Genomic DNA, 19,205 nt, shown 5'->3' on the forward strand with positions numbered 1-19,205 from the left:
CTCCTTGAGTAGGGTTCATGTATGGTCATTCCTTATGGATATGTGAAACAAATATTGCATTTTATGCTGAAACGCTTACTTGTTCTTACCCCAATCTGCTGCAAATGACATCTTCATTTCAAATTGATCGTTTGCAAATAGAAAGGAAGTCAATGCCACCGATAGCGGAAAGACGTGTGGAACGATTTGGAATTTGGGATCGTCAGGAGTAGAATGGACGATAACGAAAGGATGTGTTGGGACCGGATGGAATTTTCTTGGAAGCGAAATCTTGTCGTCATCTGGCTAGGTGTATTTTTTTGTAGCATGGCGTATTCAATCTCTATTCCGTTTTTACCGATCTTTTTGGAAACGGAATTGGGCGTACGCAATCATCTGGAAGTATGGTCTGGCGTGGCATTTGGCATCACATTTCTGGCGAGTGCTTTGATCTCGCCGTTCTGGGGCTCGCTTGCGGATAAATATGGTCGCAAGCCGATGCTGATCCGCTCCGGCTTCAGTCTGGCGGCGCTGTATTTGCTTAGTTATTTTGTTACCGATCCATACATATTCTTGGTGGTACGGCTGTTTCAGGGCTTGCTGGCAGGCTTTGTGCCAGCCTCGATTGCGCTGGTCGGCACGAATACACCAGAGGATAAAACGGGCTACGCCCTCGGTGTGATGGCAACCTCTGGCGCAACTGGAACCATCGTCGGTCCGCTGATCGGCGGAGTGGTCAGCTATTATGTGGGCAACCGCAATGCGTTTTTGTTCTCGGCGTTTATCGTGCTGATCGCGGCGCTGATTGCGACCATCTGGGCGAAGGAGCACAACTTCAACCGCTCTGCCAAGCGTTCGCGCGTGCGTGATGACATCCGGCAGGCGGCGGGTAATCCAGTATTCATTTCGCTACTGATTCTGACTGCTGTGGCGAATTTCTCGGTTATGATTCTAGAGCCGCTCATTACTATCTATGTGAAAAGTATGGGCGTCGAGGCTGGCAGCGCTTCGCTAAGTGCGGGTATCGTATTCTCCGCAGTCGGCGTAGCAACGCTAATTATGGCACCGCGCTGGGGCAAAATCGGCAGCAAGGTGGGCTTTGGCAAAGTGCTGCTGATCGGTTTGATTGGCAGCGGGATTGGGAATATGCTGCAATTTTTCTTCACGAATATTTGGGGCTTCGGTACGCTGCGGTTTGGTTACGGGCTGTTCTTTGCAGCGGTGCTGCCCTCGATCAATGCAATGATCGTCCGCGTGACACCGCCGGACTTCCGTGGACGCGCGTTCGGGCTGAATCAGTCGGCATCCCAGATTGCGACGATGGCAGGGCCGATTATTGGTGGTCTGCTCGGCTCGTTTTTGGATATACGATTTGTCTTCATTATTAACGGACTACTACTATTGTTGTGCGCGTTCATGGTGGCGCGGCGGCGCTGGGAGATGCCGTCGGAAGCAGCAGGAGAGCAGGTTGCCAAAGTGCGCACGAACCATTCATAATGAGGAGAGAGTACAGGAAGGAAAGGACGTATCATGGCAAAATCGAAATTTTATGTGGTATGGGAAGGGCATCGTCCGGGCATTTATAGCTCATGGCCGGAATGTCAGCAGCAAACAAACGGATATAAGCAAGCCAAATACAAAGCCTATGAATCGCGTGCCGAAGCGGAACGTGCGTATGCGGAAGGCTGGAAAAAGCACTGGGGGCAGGCAGCAGGTAGCTCCTCTGCCAAATCGTCATCTGGCGGCGGCAAATCCTCCGTGTATGGTAAACGCCAAACATCGGCATCCGATATTCCAATGGACCAGATTGACTATGACAGCATCTCAGTCGATGTGGGAACACGCGGCAATCCGGGTCCGGTGGAATATCGCGGCGTCGATACCCGTACCGGACAGGATATTTTCAGCAAAGGCCCGATTGCCAAGGGAACGAACAATATGGGTGAGTTTCTAGCGATTGTCCATGCGCTCGCTTATTTGAAAAAGCAGGGCAGTAACAAGACTGTATACAGCGACTCGGCAACGGCAATCAAATGGGTCAAGCAGAAGCAGGCAGCGTCCACGCTTGTACGCGACGCGTCCACTGCCGAGATTTGGGATCTAGTGGATCGCGCTGAGCACTGGCTGCGTACGAACAGCTACAGCAATAAGCTTCTGAAATGGGAAACGCGCAGCTGGGGCGAAGTGAAGGCGGATTACGGACGGAAATAACGGACGTTCGTTATGGTTCATCAATATAGTCAAAGCACAGCAAAAAAGCCAGAGGTCAGGGTATGTTCTCCTGCTTCCGGCTTTTTTGCTGTGTGTCTTATTTGGACTGATCCTGATCTTCATGTCGTGCGAGTGAAGTATCTGAACCTTCATCTTCCGGGTCGGCTTGTGGATGCGGACCGGAATCCTCTTCGTCCGCTACATCTTGATGCAGCGGCTGATCCAGCCGTTCGGGTTGGATTACGGCCAGCTCCGCATCGCGCGGCAGTTCGGTTTCCAACTCCTCGTCGACCGACTGGGCATCCTCATCATCCAGAAGTGTGTCCTTGGTTTTCCAGAACACATCGTCATAGTGCTGTTTGTCTGCCATGCTGCTCAGCTCCTTACTTACATTTTGGGAAATGAAACTCGTTCCCCTTAGTGGAGGTTACCCGTGATCCATGCCCGCCAAACATCCCATGAATCTATGGATGCGCCTGCGGGATGTGAACCGCAATGGGAATCGGAGATACGTGATCCTCATATCCCATTGTAAATTACCAGAGACAGGAATTTAATGGTGTTACTGCAAGGTAGGAAGAAGTATAATAGAATTTGTGGATTCAGCATGAATTTCCCAGTTATATGTACATATGTGGATGACAGCAAGACTTTACATGTACCCTGATACATGCTATTGGGGTGCGCAGATACCGCTACGAAGCGAAAGGAATGTCCCGCCGCCTGTGGACATTTCCACTCCCAATTGAGGTGCTCTATGAAGATCATGCCTAAAGCTTTTGTTATATTTCTATTATTCGTCATCGTGGTGCTACTAGCGTTCTCCTTATCTGCCAATATGCGCGAGGATCAGCGCTTCCAGCGGATTGACTACTGGCAGGTGCGCTGGCAAGCGCAAAATACATTCACATCCAAACCGTGGAATGATGATCAGAACAGCTATTGGACCTCATCGCAATTAATGAAGGATGGCAAGCCGGTGAACAGCTCATCTGCTTGGATTCGCATTCCACTGCCGGAGCTGAACTGGAATACATCCGGCTTGTTGATTCGGGAATTACAGGGCAAGCATGTCATCGTCTATTTGGATGACAACAAAATTTACGAATCTCGGCGCGGCTATGCGTATGAACAGAATCAATTGCTGCTGCCGCTTACGCGCGACGATTCGTTCAAAATGGTCTACATCTGGGTCGAATCAGCACGCGAGAAGATTGGGCTGACTAACGGCATTCTGATCGGCGATTACCAAGACATTCTGACTACCTACGTAAGCTCCGACCTGATGGATGTGGTAATTGGGTTCTCATTTGTACTGGTCGCGCTCATTATGGCGTTCTGTTCCTTTTTCCTCGAAGGGCAGGCAAGGCGGATGTGGCTCAGTCTCTGTATTGTGATTTTGGCGCTGGGTGTGCTAGTGGTTACCTATTCGCCGTTTCTATTTACGTTTTATCCATTCGGTGATCGGGTGTATGCACTGCTGTTCGATATTAGCTTGTTTGTACTGGTACCGGCATTTTATGAGTTTTTTGAAAATGTATTCGGCAGAGGGTACAACAATCTTATCCATCGTATGAAAAAGGTGCAGTACATCTATTCCATTCTCTGTCTGTTAGCACTGATTGGCAATACGCTTACCCATGATCGGTATTTCAAAATCTATTACGTGATGACCGTGCTGATCTTTGGCGTATTTATTCTGGTTGGACTGATTACTTTCCTGATCATGACGCTGCGATTTGCCAGACAAAAAAATCGAGCGGCGCAGATTTTTGCCGCAGGTTTCTCGACCTTTGCCTTGATTACTGGGTTTGAACTGATCTGGTATTATGTGCAGGATGGCGATTATAAACTTGTCCTGTGGAAATGGGGCGTTATCTTCTTCGTCATTTCGCTGATTGCGATTATGGGACGCGTCTTCGCTGAAAATCGGCGGCAGGCGATTGAATACTCGCGCCAACTGGAGCTGTTCAACAATGAATTGCAGCGCTCGGAGAAGATGGATATTATCAGCGAATTGGCAGCTTCGGTCGCGCATGAAGTACGCAATCCGCTTCAAGTGACGCGTGGATTTTTGCAGTTGACGCAGATGAATACGGACGATAAGGGACGTCAGCATCTGAAAATGGCGCTGGATGAGCTGGATCGTGCTGCTGGTATCATTACCGACTTCCTGACCTTTGCTAAGCCGCAATTTGATCAGGAGGATATGCTAGATCTTAGCCAAGAGTTCACGAATATCGAAAATATTATGCAGCCGCTCGCCAGCTTGCAAGGTGGAACACTGGTCATTGATGTGCCAGAGCAGTTATACATTCGCGGCAACTCGTCCAAATTCAAGCAAGCGTGCATCAATATTATTAAAAATAGTATCGAGGCGCTACGCAAAGACGGCAATGTGACGATTCAGGCACGGCGCTGGGAAGATAGCATTTGCATCTATATTCGTGACAATGGTGCAGGGATGGATGAACAGGAACTGGCGCGTCTGGGCGAGCCTTATTTTTCTAATAAAACCAAGGGTACAGGGCTGGGATTAATGGTCACCTTCCGTATCATCGAAGCGATGGACGGACAATTGGAATTTCATAGCAAAAAAGGGGAAGGAACCGAAGCCGTACTTACCTTTCCGCTAGTCAAGCCTGTATAAAACAGGCGGCTGGCGGTAAGGAAGCACGGTTTTTTGATAAGCAAAAAAAGAATACGGAACAAATATAGCAGAATCGTAAAAGGGAATAGCAGAATAGTGAAATACCAATCTTTTAGAAAACGCTTACAATAAAAGGGTAAAGGTTAAGATGTCCGCCGGAGCCGTAAAGGTTCGGTTTTCGGCATTCGTATCAACGAAGCACAAAGGAGGAATGTTCATTGGATACCGCCAAGTCGATCCCTGCCGTACGTGTCAAAAGCTCCCGTCGCAAAAAGTTTAAAAACAGCCGCGTACTCCTGCTGATGTGCTTGCCGGCCATTGTGTTTTTCTGCGTTTTTGCGTATTTGCCAATGCCGGGTCTGTATCTGGCGTTCGTCAAGTACAACTACACCGATGGTATTTTCGGAAGTCCATTTGTCGGCTGGGACAATTTTAAGTTTCTGGTCATGACTGGTGATTTATGGAGACTGACGTTCAATACGGTGGCGTACAATATCGCCTTTATTCTGATCGGGAATGTGGCACAGATTACGGTCGCGATTCTGCTGAATGAAATCCGTAAAAAATGGTTCAAAAAAGTAACCCAGACGCTGATGTTCCTGCCATACTTTATCTCGGCGGTACTGGTCGGGCTGCTGGCTTATAACATCTTGAGCTATGATTACGGTCTGCTCAATCATGTGTTGGCAGGGCTGGGATTGAATCCAGTTAAAGCCTATTCGGAACCAACGCTGTGGCCGTTTATTATCGTGCTTACGTATTTATGGCAGACAACGGGCTATGGCTCGATTGTATATTTTGCCGCCATTATGGGATTGGACAGCGAAATTGTGGAAGCGGCGGAGATTGATGGTGCCAATGCGTTTCAGCGCATTATCCATATCGTGATTCCGTGGCTGAAACCAACATTTATCATTTTGCTGCTGTTCTCGCTGGGTGGCATTCTCAAAGGTAACTTCGGTCTATTCTATAACCTAGTCGGTGCGAATAACACGGCATTGTATGCTAGTACGGATATTATTGAAACGTATGTATTCCGCTCTTTGATGACGAACTTCAACTTCTCGATGGGTAGCGCAGTCAGCCTGTATCAATCGATCTTCGGCTTTGTAGTCGTACTGACAGCTAACTGGGTGATCAAAAAAGTCTCGCCTGAAAATTCACTGTTCTAGGAGGTCGCCGATATGGACATCAATCCCAAAGTTAACGTTATTGGAGGTAATGCTCCACGTCCGGCGCGCATCCGCCGGGATTTGAGTGAGACGATTGTAAGCTGGGTCGGTTATGTTGTGATTGCTGTGTTCGCTATTGCATGTCTGCTGCCGTTTCTGCTGATTTTAGGCACATCGTTTACAAGTGAGGCAGCGGTGAAGCAGTATGGCTTTAACATTTGGCCGCATGAATTCAGTACCTTTGCTTACCGGATCGTATTCGAGAATCCGAAGCTAATTATCGGCTCCTATCTTGTAACGATGGGCATTACGATTGTCGGTACAGCGGTTGGTCTGTTTATCGTAGCGATGACAGGCTATGCACTGCAACGACCGGATTTTCAGTATCGGAATAAGATTTCGTTTTTTATCTACTTCACCACGCTGTTCTCTGGTGGTCTGGTACCATTCTATCTGCTGATTACGCAGTATTTGGAGCTGAAGGATAACTATCTGGCAGTGCTGCTGCCGGGTTTGCTCAGTCCATTCTTGATCATTATGATGAAAAGCTTTGTTCGCTCCATTCCACACGCGATTACCGAATCTGCCAAGATTGATGGTGCAGGCGACTTTACGATTTTCCTGCGGCTAATTCTGCCGATGTCGACGCCAGCGTTGGCGACGATTGGATTGTTTATCGCACTGGGATATTGGAACGAATGGTATAATGCGATGCTGTTCCTATCGCCAGATATGGATTATCGTCCGCTTCAGCTATTTTTGTACAATGTGGTAACAAGTGCTGACTTTATCCGCAACTCGGCGGCATCGTCCAATGTATCCATGAGCGATGTACCGCTAGAAACGATGAAGATGGCAACCGCTGTTGTAGCGACGGGTCCGGTCATTCTGTTCTATCCGTTCGTACAGCGTTATTTTATTAAAGGAATCACAGTTGGCGCGGTCAAAGGCTGAATCAAGCTGCGGCAGGCTCTAACAGGTTCATATTCTGCTACCTATCTCAAGAGGGGGAACGTATATGTGGAAATTCCGTAAGCTGATCTCGGCATTGCTGATCACTGTGATCGTATTATCGCTCGCTGCCTGTGGCGGCAGCAAATCAGGCGCAGGAGACGACAAATCGCAGTTTGTTACCGTCACCTTCGTTGCACTGGGCGACAAGCCGAAGAACGGGCAATTTGAAAAGGTTATGGAAAAAGTCAATGCGATTATGAAGCAAAAGATCAATGCCGAGGTACAGTGGAAATGGGTAGAATGGGCAGATTGGCAAACCAAATACAATCTGCTGCTCGCATCCGGTGAACCGGTCGATCTGATCACCATCGGTACAGACTGGCTAGATACATGGTCCAATGCGCAGCGTGGTGCATTTATGCCACTGGATGATCTGCTGCCCAAATATGCACCGGAAACATGGAAATCGATTCCAGCAGAAGATTGGGCTCAAAGCAAATATAATGGCAAAATCGTTCTGATTCCTGAAAACGATTACACGCAATGGATCAACCACGGATTTTTCTATCGTGGCGATTGGGCGAAACAAGCAGGCATCACTGAGCCAATCAAAGACTGGGATACGATTGGCAAATACCTGCAATGGATCAAAGATAACAAGCCGGGTGTCATTCCATGGGATGCACAATCCAGCACCAGTACCTTTGGCGGCTGGGTACAATCGCACACCAACTATCTGGAATTGCCAATCTCGACTGGTTATCTGCCAGTATTCAACACCAAATCCTACGATGATCGTTACACCGCTGTCAGCCCGGTATTTGACGATACCTTCCTTGATTTTGCCAAAACGATGAAAGACTGGGCAGACAAAGGATACTGGCGCGAGGATGTACTGAATAACAAAAACGATACCCGTATTGCACTGCAAGCTGGACAAACCGGTATGGATCAGCATCATACCCAAACGTTCTCCGGTCTGCGTGTACAGATGGATGAGAAGCAACCGGGTTCAGAGCTGCAAATGTTCCCATTCTCCCGTACAAGCGGCAACTTGCTGGAAATGCCAATCACACACGGCGGCGTATCCATCGGTGCGCATAGCAAAAATCCAGAGCGTGCGCTGATGGCATACGATCTGATGCGCAATGACAAAGAAATCTATCAACTGATCAACTACGGTATGGAAGGCGTACAATACGAGATCAAAGACGGCAAACGTACACTGCCTGCTGGCTACAACGAAACCAATGATGCGTTCTACTCTGACTTCTGGGCAGGTCGTGTCGATAAAAATGAAATTCCAAGCGATACTACATGGGATAAAATCGATACCCTGTACAGCGAATATGACAAAATCAAAAAGCCATATCCATATGGACAATTCGTATTTGATAAAACGGCTGTGGAATCCGAGCTGACTGCCATTTCACAGGTGACAGCAGAGATGGGTCCAGCGATCACCTATGGTAAAGCTGGTGATCCAACACAGGCGGTACAAGACTTCCGCGACAAGCTGAAAGTAGCGGGCTACGACAAAGTGATGGCGGAATTGCAGCGCCAGCTGGATGCGTACAAAACCCAGCAGGATCAAGCGCCAGCTGCCAAGTAAATGTTCCCTACCATTCCAACACATGAATAAGCCAAACGCCTTGCGCGCCGATATACGGACCAGATCCGTATCGGAGCAGCAGGGCGTTTGGCTTTTTAGCGTGCGTATCTGTAGGTTTGCGTGTGCAGTGGGCAACCCGCCTTCTTTCTAGGACAAGTTGGCATGACAGATGTATCTGACCTTTTGCTGTATAGATGGATGTGACCCCTTACGGTCAAGACGGCGAAGCTAAGCCTGCCGATTGGTTACGTGCTGGAGCGGAGTCGCGAACAAGCACCTTCGTCTGCATATGCGCCGTATAATACGGCTGCTGTGGATGACGGATGCGAGAGAGCAGCATTTCTGCCGCACGCACACCCATATCACTGCTGAAAATATGAACCGTAGTCAGATGCGGCTCCACGATACGCGATTCGGTTGCATCATCGAACCCTGTGATAGCTACATCATGCGGTAGTGATAAGCCGCGCGCCTTGAGCGCCTTCATCAGCCGTACAGCGATAAAATCATTGGCACATACAAATGCCTGCGGCCATCGGTCCAGCTGCTCTAGTCGTTGCTCCATCCAGTCCGTTTCAAAAATAAAATATTGATCATCATCCATAATGCACAGCTCCGCGTCAAAGGCGATGTCCTGCTCTAGCAGCGCACGGCGATACCCAAGCCAGCGCTCGTGGAAGCTTTTACAGTGATGACGGTCGCCTACAAAGCCAATGCTTGCATAGCCGCTGTCCAGCAGCTGACGTGTCAGTTGATAGATGCTGTGTTCGTTTTCCATCAACAATACATCTGCTTGGAAGCTGGAATAATCCGTTTCGGCGGCACAGTCGATAAAGATCGCTGGAATGCCGAGACGAGTAATCATTTCGCTGTAAGCGGCATCAAAAAGCTCGATACATACAATACCGTCAACAGCGTTACTATCAAAATTATTCGGTAGCTTACCTGCATCTCGCTCATCGCTACGAATGATATGAATCGACAGATTATAGCCTTCGGCACTAATGCGCTTTTCTAGACCGCTGATCAGCGCGGAGCCAAAGTGCGATGTGTTCGGCATATTGGTCGTTAGCAATGCAATATTTCCTGTTTTGCGTGGCAGCAGATTATCCGTTTCCATATAGGCAAATTGCTTGTATTTCAGCTCAATCGCTTTTTGAATAACCTTTTGCCGCGTTTCGGCGGGGATGGCTGCATTATCGTTAAGTGCTTTAGAGGCGGTATTGCGTGAAATGCCGAGCGCATCGGCAATATGCTGAATGGTTATTTTTTCTCGGGTCATGGTCCGTATCCACCTTTGTCTGGTTAGGTTGGGAAAGCAGGGATGAGGCTATTCCGCTCATAGGATTACATAGTTTGAATATAAAGCAGTTCATCTTCAAAAGCAATTGCTGATGCACAAATGTAAACAATTATTGTGCAAATGTTTATATTATAAATGTTTCTTTGTCTCTCTATTTTTACATTTTATATTGACATATGAACAATTACTTTGTTAAATTGTAAATGAAAAAAGCGACAAATGACTGCGGATCATTGCAAAAGTCACGTTACATTCTAGCTGAACATACTGCCAGCACGATTATGTAAGCGATTACTTAAACGTCTGGTTCATCCACCGTTTGCAACAAACATTCGCAACCACCAAGTCATTATTACAAAAGAATGGGGGAATAGGCATGGAAAGCTCCGCCAAAGCAAGCAAACGGCATACCGGACAAACGCTGCTACACAAGCGCCGTGCAAGTGAGGGGATCTGGGCGCAGCTCAAGAAAAATCGGTTTCTGTATCTGTTGCTTACACCTGCGCTGCTACTGACGCTGATATTCAAGTACGGACCGATGTACGGCGCAATCATCGCCTTTAAGGATTTTAGTCCGATTCGGGGCATTTGGAACAGCGATTGGGTGGGATTCAAGCATTTTGAGAAGTTTTTGACCTCGCCCAATTTTGAAACCATCTTTATGAATACGCTTAAATTAAGCGCGTATGGGCTAATCTGTGGCTTTCCGATTCCAATTGTGCTGGCGCTCATGCTCAATCAGATTCGCCGCCGTGGGATCAAGAAAAATATTCAACTGTTTCTATACGCACCGAATTTTGTATCGGTCATCGTGATCGCGGGTATGCTGTTTATTTTCCTCTCGCCGACAGGACCGATCAATCAGCTGATTAGCTGGATTACGGGAACACCGCTGATGTTTATGACCGATCCTGAATACTTCCGCTGGGTGTACATTTTGTCGGACATCTGGGCGACGGCGGGCTGGGCATCCATTATCTATGTGGCAGCTCTTGCCAATGTCGATCCTGAGCTGCACAATGCTGCTAGTTTGGATGGAGCAAGCTTGCTGCGACGCATCTGGCATATCGATCTGCCGACGATCAAGCCGATTATGGCAATTGTATTCATTCTAGCAGCGGGTGGCATTATGTCCATCGGCTTTGAAAAAGCATATCTGTTGCAAACGTCGATGAACCTGCCGTCATCTGAGATCATTGCCACCTATGTATACAAGATCGGTTTGCAATCCGGGGATTACGCCTATTCTGCCGCAGTAGGATTGTTCAACTCACTCATTAATGTGGTACTTCTAGTCGGCGTGAATCTGATTGTGAAGAAGCTGAACGATAATGAAGGGCTGTATTAAGCAGCACATATTCAGGAAAGGATGGAATCCATATGCTGATTCAAAATTCGCCGTTTGACCGATTCATGCTAATCGGAATGAAGCTGTTTTTAATGCTGGCAGTGTTGGTGGTGATTATTCCATTTGGCTATATTATTATCGCTTCGTTTATGGACCCGACGGTGCTGCTTAATCGTGGATTGTCGTTTCATCCGGGCGATTGGAGTCTGGAAGGCTATCGCAAAATTCTGAGCAATGAAGCGATGATTCGCGGATTTTTCAATTCGGTCTGGTATGCGGCGGCGTTCTCGATCATCACGGTGCTAATCTCGATTGGCGCAGGCTATGCACTGGCGGAGGATTCGCTTGTTGGACGCCGGGCTGTGATGACGCTGCTGATCATTACACTCTTTTTCGGCGGTGGTCTGATTCCGACATATCTGCTGATTCGCGAACTGGGGATGCTCAATACGCCGTGGGCGCTGCTCATTCCGGGGGCAGTCAATGTATGGAATATCATTCTGGCACGTACGTTTTTCAAAGGCATCTCGCGTGAGCTGAAGGAGGCGGCGAATGTGGACGGTGCATCTGACCGGATCATTTTCACCAAAATCGTACTGCCGCTATCCAAGCCGATCATGTTCGTGCTAGCGCTCTATGCGTTTGTCGGGCAATGGAATTCGTACTTTGACGCGATGATTTATTTGGAGGATTCCAAGCTGTTCCCATTGCAGCTTGTACTTCGCTCCATCCTGATCCAGAATCAGGCGGCACCGGGCATGATCGGTGATCAGCAGGCGATGGCAGAGTTGAAACGATTGTCTGAGATGATCAAGTATTCGTCGATTGTCATCTCCAGTCTACCGCTGCTAGTCATGTACCCATTCTTCCAGAAGTATTTTGAAAAAGGTGTGATGGTCGGCTCGCTGAAATAGGCATGGTTATAGGCAATTGGCAAATGAAGTGCAATACAGGCATATCATAATAATCCGGCATCCCGGAGGAGGTTGCAATCTATGAACAGAATCAAATCCCGCAAAACCATCTATACCGCAGTAGGTATTCCTGCATTGGTACTGGCGCTACTTGTTACGGGCTGTGGCGGCGAAGCGGCTCAACCGCAGAAGACCGCGGACGGCAAGCCAATCCTGCGCATGCTCACATCCAGCTCGCCGCTTGCACCTGCCGATCCGAATGAGAAGCTGATCCTGCAACGCTTGGAAAAGAAAACAGGTGTGCATATACAGTGGACTAGCTATACAAGCGATGTATTCACGGAAAAGCGCAATCTGATGGTAGCGAGTGGCGATCTGCCCGATGCGATCTTTGGCGCAGAATATAGCGATTATGATCTGCTCAAGCTTGCAAAGGACGGAGCGATTGTACCGCTAGAGGATCTGATCGACCAGTATATGCCTAATTTTAAAAAGGTACTGGCAGAGCGACCGGAATACCGCACGATGATCACGGCACCGGACGGGCATATTTATTCATTCCCGTGGATTGAGGAGCTGGGACAGGATAAGGAACGCATCCAATCCGTGGACGACATGCCGTGGATCAATCAGCAGTGGCTGGATAAGTTGAACTTGAAGATGCCCAAGACAACAGATGAATTGAAGCAGGTATTAACCGCGTTCAAAACACAAGACCCGAATGGTAACGGTCAGGCGGACGAGATTCCGCTTTCGTTTATCGACAAGCCGGGTGGCGAGAATCTGACCTTTCTGTTCGCTTCATTTGGACTAGGTGACAATCCTGATCATACGGTTGTGACCAATGACGGGAAAGTCCTATTTACCGGCAATCAGGACGGCTATCGGGATGGGGTCAATTATATCCACGATCTGTATCGCAACGGGCTGATCGATATTGAATCGTTCCAGCAGGATTGGAATACGTATCTTGCCAAGGGGAAGGATAATCGGTACGGATTGTATTTTACATGGGATAAAGCCAATATTACGGGCATGAATGATACGTATGATCTGATGCCGCCACTCGCCGGACCGGATGGTAAGGTCAATGTGACACGCAACAATGCCATCGGTTTTTTCCGTGGCAGTATGGTCGTGACGAGCAGCAACCAGCAGCTGGAGCAAACTGCCAAATGGGTCGATCAGCTGTATGCGCCGCTGCAATCGGTGCAGGATAACTGGGGAACGTACGGCGATAGTACCCAGCAAAATATTTTTAAGCTGGATGAGTCCAAGCAAATGCTTAAGCATCTGCCATTAGAAGGCTCTGCACCCGTAGAGGTGCGTCAGAAAACAAGCATCGGTGGTCCGCTGGCGATCTTGAGCGATTATTTTGGCAAGTACACCACGATGCCGGATGATGCCAAATGGCGCATGGATTTGATGAAAAAGGTATTGGTGCCGCATATGCAGGCAGACCATACGTATCCGAATGTCTTTTTCAGCATCGACGAGTTAGATCGTTTATCTACCATTGAAGCCGATCTGTTCCCGTACATGCTGCGCAAGCGAACAGAGTGGTATCAGAATGGCAAAGCGGATCAGGAATGGGATGGTTATATTCAGGAGCTGGATCGACTTGGACTACAAGAATGGCTCAAAATCAGGCAGGACGGCTACAACCGCAGCCTGCAACAGACGGGAGAGTGACCGCATGTCTTTACAACTACAAAACGATTATCGTGGGGCATACCATTTCTCGCCTAAGCACGGCTGGATGAACGATCCGAACGGGATGGTGTATTGGGAGGGGGAATATCATCTCTTTTTTCAATATCATCCGTTTGGGCAGACATGGGGACCGATGCACTGGGGACATGCGGTATCGCGCGATCTGGTGCACTGGCAGGAGCTGCCGATTGCGCTGGAGCCGGATGAGCTGGGTACAATCTTTTCCGGTAGTGCGGTGGTTGATTGGAACAATACGACTGGATTTTTCCCAGAGCAGCCGGGATTGGTGGCGATCTTCACCCATCATGATGAGCAGCCTGGGCAATCGGTACAGCAAAGTCAAAGTCTTGCCTACAGTCATGATCATGGGCGTACTTGGCAAAAGTACGCTGGGAATCCAGTGCTGACCTGCCCTACGCGACCTGATTTTCGCGATCCGAAGGTGTTCTGGTATGAGCCGAATCATAGCTGGATCATGATCGTCACCTGTGGACAGACGGTGGCATTGTATCGATCATCCAATTTGCTGCAATGGCAGGAATTGAGTGTATTTGGCGAAGGGATCGGTAGTCATGATGGAGTATGGGAATGCCCAGATTTGTTTCCACTGCCGCTGAGTAATGGGGAGCAAGGTGAGCAGCGCTGGGTCATGCTAGTCAGTATTAGCGATGACGGAACCAGTGTAGAAGGTTCGCGGACGCAGTATTTTATCGGGCAATTTGACGGGACGAATTTTGTGGCGGACGAAGCATCACAGCAGGTGCGTTGGCTCGATCATGGGCGGGACAATTATGCAGGTGTGAACTGGTCGGATATTCCAGCAGCAGATGGACGGCGACTATATATGGGTTGGATGAGCAATTGGCGTTATGCCAATACGACACCGACGGGTAGCTGGCGCGGAGCGATGACGATTGCCCGTGAATTGAGATTGGAACAAGCAACGGATGGTTCCGTGCAACTGCTTCAACATCCGGTGAGCGAATGGGAGAAGTGCCGTCATCTACGTCTGCAATTGGATCAGGTACAGCCGGAGCAGATTGCTACAGCACTCGCTGATCTGCGGTTGTGCAGCTATGAGCTACATGTCGTGATGCCAATAAGCACATCGGCGGAATGGGAAGTCTTATCAGATGGACAGCATCGCACGGTGATTGGTGTGGATGCGGCAGCTGGCATATTGTTTATCGACCGTACGATGTCCGGTGATCAAGTGTTTCATGAGCATTTTGCAGGACGACATGAAGCGAGTTTAGCGGAAAAGGAAGACGTGCGTGAGCTGCGTATATTTGTGGATCGCGGATCGGTAGAGGTATTTGCAGATGATGGTTGTGTTGTGATGACAGATTTGGTATTTCCGAATGTGGGTGCAGAGCGGATGGGCTTGATACGCTATGCAGATGAAGAAAAGAAGACACTGCGCATGTCGGTAGCACTTTATGAGGTGTCAGAAGATCAGCAGCTGTGAACGAAGCGGAGACAGCCATTTTATACACAAGCACGCGATGTGTGATCACGTACAAGTACAGTCTCATCCATGCCCATTATAGGACGCTTCAGGGAGGCGAGAATTTGGATAGCAAACAGGTTGTCACATTCGACTGCAACCGCATAAGCGACGGAAGTATGATCACAGATAGCGGCAGCGAGACGAAACCCAACAGCATGCTTAACAAGTATCACTATTCCAATGGTATTCGTAGATTAGGAGCGTTATTGTTCGCTGCTTGTCTGTACAGCTGGCTAAGTTCTACTGTGCAGGCAGCGGAGGTTTCGCAGTCAGGAGAGAGCAGCATGACCAACCATCCATCGGTATTGGCGGCAGCGATTGCCGCTGAAGGAGAAACGGCAACATGGAATCATAATGGAAGTCATGAATATACGGTAGGTGATGCAGTCTGGGCGCTGGATCGGCGTGGCATGAGAGGTGTGGTATTGGAAGGTGGACAGGGCGGTATGAAACTATACGCCCAGCCGACCGGAACAAATCTGGTGCTGATGACCGATCTGATGCCAGTGGATGAGCAGTTGCCAACACAAACGCAAGCGCCGATGGAGGCGGGGCTAGTACTTCGCACCGATGAACAGGGGCAGCAGGGCTATCAGGTCCTTTTGATTCGCAATGATCATCGTATCACTGCTCGGTTACAGCAGTCCGACGGCACCATCATTCAGCAATCGCAGCAGAGTTATCCTAGCGAATCCGGTGCAAAGCATCGCTTGGAGCTGCATGTGCAAGATCATCACTTGCAGTTGTATGTAGATGGCTATGCGCAACCGGCGCTGGATACCGAGCAGCTGACCGATGGTGCAGATGAAGATATGGCGGGCATTGTGGTGGTGAGCGGTGCTGCTTCTTTTCAGGATACGTACCGGATGACACAGCAGCAATTTTACGGCGAGGATTATCGTCCAGCGTATCATTATTCTGCACTACGCGGCTGGGCGAGTGACCCGAACGGCTTGATCTATTATAAGGGTGAATATCATCTGTTTCATCAGGATGGCGGACGATGGGCGCATGCAGTCAGTACCGATCTGTTGCATTGGAAAAACTTGCCCTTTGCGCTGGAATGGAATCAGCTTGGACATATTTGGTCAGGCTCCACCATCGCTGATGAGCACAATGTATCGGGTTTGTTTGACGGAACAACAGAAGGAGGCTTAATCGCGTATTATACATCCTACACACCGACAGAACACAATGGCAATCAGAAAATTGGAATCGCTTACAGTACGGATCGTGGACGTACATGGCGCTATCCAACCGACCGTCCGGTCGTGATTGATAATCCAGGTAAACGTGCAACAGAGCTGGGTGGCTGGGACTTTCGTGATCCGAAGATTGTGCGCGACGATGCCCATAACCGCTGGGTGATGGTCGTATCAGGCGGCGATCATGTGCGCTTATTCGTATCGACCAATCTGCTGGATTGGACATTAACGGACAATTTTGGATATGGCAATTATATTCGTGGCGGCGTATGGGAATGCCCAGACCTGTTTCCATTACAAGCGGCAGATGGCACGGTAAAATGGGTGCTGATGATCAGCACGGGTGCTAATCCCAATACGGAAGGCTCGGACGCAGAATATTTTATTGGTCAGCTGGATTCAGCTGGCAAATTTATTAACGATAATCCTGCCGGTACGGTGCTGAAAACGGATTGGGGTAAGGAATTTTACGCTTCGATGTCCTTTGCCGGATTGCCGCAGCATCAGCGTATTGTGATGGCTTGGATGACCAACTGGGATTATGCGTTTGAGCAGCCAACTGGTGATTGGAAAGGGGTATTGACCATTCCGCGCCAATTGTCGCTAGTATCGACACCGAACGGCTGGCGATTATCTCAGCAGCCAGTGGAACAGCTGAACACCTTGCGCACGCCCCTATTGCAAACCCAAGCGATAACTCTACAGCCGGATAGCCCTGATCTGTTAGCGGGCCTATCATCCGCCAGCTATGAGATACAAGCAGAGATACGCTTGCCGCAGCAGCAACCGGCATCGTCGTTTGGCTTTCGGTTATTAGAAAATGGCGACAGCACGCAGTTTACCGAGATAGGCTATATGGCAGCAGATCAGCAGCTATTTATCGACCGAGCGCAATCCGGCATCACCAACTTCTCGCCGCTATTCCGCACACGTCAGCAAGCAACGCTGCCAGCGACAGACGGCATTATCCGGCTGCGCATTCTGGTAGATCGTTCTACGGTAGAGGTCTTTGCCAATAATGGACAGACGGTATTCAGTAGCATCGTATTCCCTGATGCTACCAGCCGTCAGATGAGTCTGTATACAACCGGCGGTCATATGCAGATTGTATCGTTGAAGGTCCATCGACTGAGCAATGTGTGGGATAGTCAGCGACCATAAACCAAACATGTACCTTGATGTTAGAGCTTCATAGGGAAGGATTCATGATACCGATACCATGCGAGAATACTAGGGCAGACTATCATGCTGGAATATCCCTTTTGTATAACAAAACATGGATGTCAGCATAGAGCATCCGCCGATGACTACAAATAATAAGCGGGTTCTTCATCCGCCGAACGAGCGAAAAAGCTGCTACGATACAGCGATGGACTGATGCCAAAGTGGCGAGTAAATTTGCAGGTGAAATACGTCTGTGAATTGAAGCCGACCTCGTAGGCGATCTCCCCAATATAGCGAGAAGTGCTGCACAATAACTGTTGTGCCTGTTCCAGTCTTAGCCGAAGTACAGTATCCATAATCGTCTCGCCAGTATGCTGCTTATACAAATGTGACAATCGCGAAGGCGACAGACAGACGAGCTGGGCGAGCTGCTCTACCCGAATATCTTCGGTATAATGGCGCTGCAAATAATGCTGCACTTCTTCGATACGTCCATCAGAATGATGATTGTCTGCTCCGGCATTCATGGCGAGCAGAAGCAACACTTCGCTGAGCAGATGAAAGGTAAGCTGGCGATAGCCCGGATGATCGGCACGGTCGCCGTATTCCATCAGCCGCTCCAGCACCTGCTGTATTTCTCGGCATAATCGGCTGTCATTGATCAGCAGTGGTCGTTCAGCATGAGGGGTTTGCAATTGGTGCAGCCAGCTCATCCATTGTGGGCAAGCAACGAATTGGCAGCATACGCCCGATGCTCTACCATGAATCGGCTGTACCCAAGGTGCATCCTGTCCGGGTGGTGTCAGATAGATACGTGCGCTACTCATAGATAATGATGCTCCAGCAGTAGAAGGCAAATAAATCAAGGTCCAGCGATGCGTTTCGGTGGCGGTATGCAGCGGGGAAAATGTCGGAAGATGATGATACTCCATTACAAAATCAGCATTCATCAAAACGGCCTCCTTCTCCATCAATCAGGCAGACTCTACACCTTCATATCCAAATGTAAGCGTTTTTATAAATAGGATAATCAAATTGCAAATGCTGCACAAGGGAGAAAAGACGCACTGGCATATAAAAAAAGCGCAATCCGTAGTAACAAACGGTTGCGCTTTTTTGCATGGTTGCGAATGAATTATGGATAAAAGTCGGTATATCATTATGAACAACCCACTGTTAGATGAACGGATATGGAACAACCGTTTACCAAGACGCTTCCGGTTTCAAGCGTGCAGCAGGAACCACGTCCGAAGGTTTAGGTGGAATGACCAAATATAGCTCGCTCGGTGTTTCTTCAATGGTGGTCAGCTTGATATGCTCTGGAAACGAAATGCCCATCACTTCCTGCAATGCCTGTTTTGGATTGGTTTTTAACAATTCCAAAAATCCTGGGTCTTCCCATGCTTTTTGAATCACCTGATTGTGAAAAATGGCTTGGCTGGACATACCCATCATTCCCTTCTTCAAATG

At 48.8% G+C, this 19,205-nt stretch carries 15 protein-coding genes; 11 read left to right on the forward strand and 4 right to left on the reverse strand.

Going from position 1 to position 19,205, the window contains the following annotated elements; all coding sequences use genetic code 11:
* Positions 1 to 246: 246 nt before the first annotated feature.
* Together ABXR35_RS00775 and rnhA are read left to right on the forward strand one after the other, a co-directional pair.
* Positions 247 to 1,476, forward strand: coding sequence for an MFS transporter (locus ABXR35_RS00775; protein WP_367054099.1), 1,230 nt, complete (start codon positions 247 to 249; stop codon positions 1,474 to 1,476).
* A gap of 33 nt (positions 1,477 to 1,509) precedes the next feature.
* Positions 1,510 to 2,190, forward strand: a complete 681-nt coding sequence (rnhA, locus tag ABXR35_RS00780) for a ribonuclease H (protein ID WP_367054102.1) — start codon at positions 1,510 to 1,512, stop codon at positions 2,188 to 2,190.
* 97 nt (positions 2,191 to 2,287) lie between these two features.
* On the opposite strand, the gene ABXR35_RS00785 is transcribed toward rnhA, so the two are convergent.
* Positions 2,288 to 2,560 carry a hypothetical protein gene (locus ABXR35_RS00785; RefSeq protein WP_367054105.1) on the reverse strand — a complete coding sequence of 91 codons (273 nt, stop codon included), beginning with the start codon at positions 2,558 to 2,560 and terminating at the stop codon, positions 2,288 to 2,290.
* A 396-nt stretch (positions 2,561 to 2,956) separates the two neighbouring features.
* Here ABXR35_RS00785 and ABXR35_RS00790 point away from each other — a divergent pair, with 396 nt between their 5' ends.
* The 4 genes from ABXR35_RS00790 to ABXR35_RS00805 all read left to right on the forward strand — a co-directional run bounded on the left by ABXR35_RS00790 (position 2,957) and on the right by ABXR35_RS00805 (position 8,578).
* Positions 2,957 to 4,840, forward strand: a complete 1,884-nt coding sequence (locus tag ABXR35_RS00790) for an ATP-binding protein (protein WP_367054108.1) — start codon at positions 2,957 to 2,959, stop codon at positions 4,838 to 4,840.
* A 302-nt stretch (positions 4,841 to 5,142) separates the two neighbouring features.
* The gene (locus tag ABXR35_RS00795; protein ID WP_367061036.1) at positions 5,143 to 6,012 is read left to right on the forward strand and encodes an ABC transporter permease; all 870 of its coding nucleotides are present in this window, start codon (positions 5,143 to 5,145) and stop codon (positions 6,010 to 6,012) included.
* Positions 6,013 to 6,024: 12 nt separating this feature from the next.
* Positions 6,025 to 6,966, forward strand: a complete 942-nt coding sequence (locus tag ABXR35_RS00800; protein WP_367054111.1) for a carbohydrate ABC transporter permease — start codon at positions 6,025 to 6,027, stop codon at positions 6,964 to 6,966.
* A gap of 64 nt (positions 6,967 to 7,030) precedes the next feature.
* Positions 7,031 to 8,578, forward strand: a complete 1,548-nt coding sequence (locus tag ABXR35_RS00805) for an ABC transporter substrate-binding protein (RefSeq protein ID WP_367054114.1) — start codon at positions 7,031 to 7,033, stop codon at positions 8,576 to 8,578.
* Positions 8,579 to 8,792: 214 nt separating this feature from the next.
* Here the strand turns inward: ABXR35_RS00805 and ABXR35_RS00810 are convergent, their stop codons facing one another.
* Positions 8,793 to 9,860 carry a LacI family DNA-binding transcriptional regulator gene (locus tag ABXR35_RS00810; protein ID WP_367054117.1) on the reverse strand — a complete coding sequence of 356 codons (1,068 nt, stop codon included), beginning with the start codon at positions 9,858 to 9,860 and terminating at the stop codon, positions 8,793 to 8,795.
* Between the two features lie 397 nt (positions 9,861 to 10,257).
* Between ABXR35_RS00810 and ABXR35_RS00815 the strand changes: the two genes are divergently transcribed.
* The 5 genes from ABXR35_RS00815 (at position 10,258) to ABXR35_RS00835 (ending at position 17,732) form a co-directional block, all read left to right on the forward strand.
* Complete coding sequence (locus ABXR35_RS00815; protein ID WP_367054120.1) at positions 10,258 to 11,229, forward strand: ABC transporter permease; 972 nt, start codon at positions 10,258 to 10,260, stop codon at positions 11,227 to 11,229.
* A gap of 32 nt (positions 11,230 to 11,261) precedes the next feature.
* On the forward strand, positions 11,262 to 12,143 hold the full coding sequence (locus tag ABXR35_RS00820) for a carbohydrate ABC transporter permease (protein WP_367054123.1): 882 nt from the start codon (positions 11,262 to 11,264) through the stop codon (positions 12,141 to 12,143).
* Positions 12,144 to 12,224: 81 nt separating this feature from the next.
* Positions 12,225 to 13,835 carry an ABC transporter substrate-binding protein gene (locus ABXR35_RS00825; RefSeq protein WP_367054126.1) on the forward strand — a complete coding sequence of 537 codons (1,611 nt, stop codon included), beginning with the start codon at positions 12,225 to 12,227 and terminating at the stop codon, positions 13,833 to 13,835.
* A gap of 4 nt (positions 13,836 to 13,839) precedes the next feature.
* Positions 13,840 to 15,324, forward strand: a complete 1,485-nt coding sequence (locus ABXR35_RS00830) for a glycoside hydrolase family 32 protein (RefSeq protein WP_367054129.1) — start codon at positions 13,840 to 13,842, stop codon at positions 15,322 to 15,324.
* Between the two features lie 104 nt (positions 15,325 to 15,428).
* Positions 15,429 to 17,732, forward strand: a complete 2,304-nt coding sequence (locus ABXR35_RS00835) for a glycoside hydrolase family 32 protein (RefSeq protein ID WP_367054132.1) — start codon at positions 15,429 to 15,431, stop codon at positions 17,730 to 17,732.
* A gap of 146 nt (positions 17,733 to 17,878) precedes the next feature.
* Here ABXR35_RS00835 and ABXR35_RS00840 read toward each other — a convergent pair whose 3' ends face one another.
* Together ABXR35_RS00840 and ABXR35_RS00845 are read right to left on the reverse strand one after the other, a co-directional pair.
* On the reverse strand, positions 17,879 to 18,685 hold the full coding sequence (locus ABXR35_RS00840) for a helix-turn-helix domain-containing protein (protein ID WP_367054135.1): 807 nt from the start codon (positions 18,683 to 18,685) through the stop codon (positions 17,879 to 17,881).
* A 253-nt stretch (positions 18,686 to 18,938) separates the two neighbouring features.
* Complete coding sequence (locus ABXR35_RS00845) at positions 18,939 to 19,181, reverse strand: NHLP leader peptide family RiPP precursor (protein WP_367054138.1); 243 nt, start codon at positions 19,179 to 19,181, stop codon at positions 18,939 to 18,941.
* Between the last annotated feature and the right edge of the window lie 24 nt (positions 19,182 to 19,205).

It is taken from the genome of Paenibacillus sp. JQZ6Y-1, assembly GCF_040719145.1.
GTDB lineage: Bacteria > Bacillota > Bacilli > Paenibacillales > Paenibacillaceae > Saccharibacillus > Saccharibacillus kandeliae.

Coding starts and splice junctions, on each gene's coding strand:
- ABXR35_RS00775 (WP_367054099.1), top strand. CDS start 247: ATGGAATTTTCTTGGAAGCGAAATCTTGTCGTCATCTGGCTAGGTGTA.
- rnhA (WP_367054102.1), top strand. CDS start 1,510: ATGGCAAAATCGAAATTTTATGTGGTATGGGAAGGGCATCGTCCGGGC.
- ABXR35_RS00785 (WP_367054105.1), bottom strand. CDS start 2,560: ATGGCAGACAAACAGCACTATGACGATGTGTTCTGGAAAACCAAGGAC.
- ABXR35_RS00790 (WP_367054108.1), top strand. CDS start 2,957: ATGCCTAAAGCTTTTGTTATATTTCTATTATTCGTCATCGTGGTGCTA.
- ABXR35_RS00795 (WP_367061036.1), top strand. CDS start 5,143: ATGTGCTTGCCGGCCATTGTGTTTTTCTGCGTTTTTGCGTATTTGCCA.
- ABXR35_RS00800 (WP_367054111.1), top strand. CDS start 6,025: ATGGACATCAATCCCAAAGTTAACGTTATTGGAGGTAATGCTCCACGT.
- ABXR35_RS00805 (WP_367054114.1), top strand. CDS start 7,031: ATGTGGAAATTCCGTAAGCTGATCTCGGCATTGCTGATCACTGTGATC.
- ABXR35_RS00810 (WP_367054117.1), bottom strand. CDS start 9,860: ATGACCCGAGAAAAAATAACCATTCAGCATATTGCCGATGCGCTCGGC.
- ABXR35_RS00815 (WP_367054120.1), top strand. CDS start 10,258: ATGGAAAGCTCCGCCAAAGCAAGCAAACGGCATACCGGACAAACGCTG.
- ABXR35_RS00820 (WP_367054123.1), top strand. CDS start 11,262: ATGCTGATTCAAAATTCGCCGTTTGACCGATTCATGCTAATCGGAATG.
- ABXR35_RS00825 (WP_367054126.1), top strand. CDS start 12,225: ATGAACAGAATCAAATCCCGCAAAACCATCTATACCGCAGTAGGTATT.
- ABXR35_RS00830 (WP_367054129.1), top strand. CDS start 13,840: ATGTCTTTACAACTACAAAACGATTATCGTGGGGCATACCATTTCTCG.
- ABXR35_RS00840 (WP_367054135.1), bottom strand. CDS start 18,685: ATGAATGCTGATTTTGTAATGGAGTATCATCATCTTCCGACATTTTCC.
- ABXR35_RS00845 (WP_367054138.1), bottom strand. CDS start 19,181: ATGTCCAGCCAAGCCATTTTTCACAATCAGGTGATTCAAAAAGCATGG.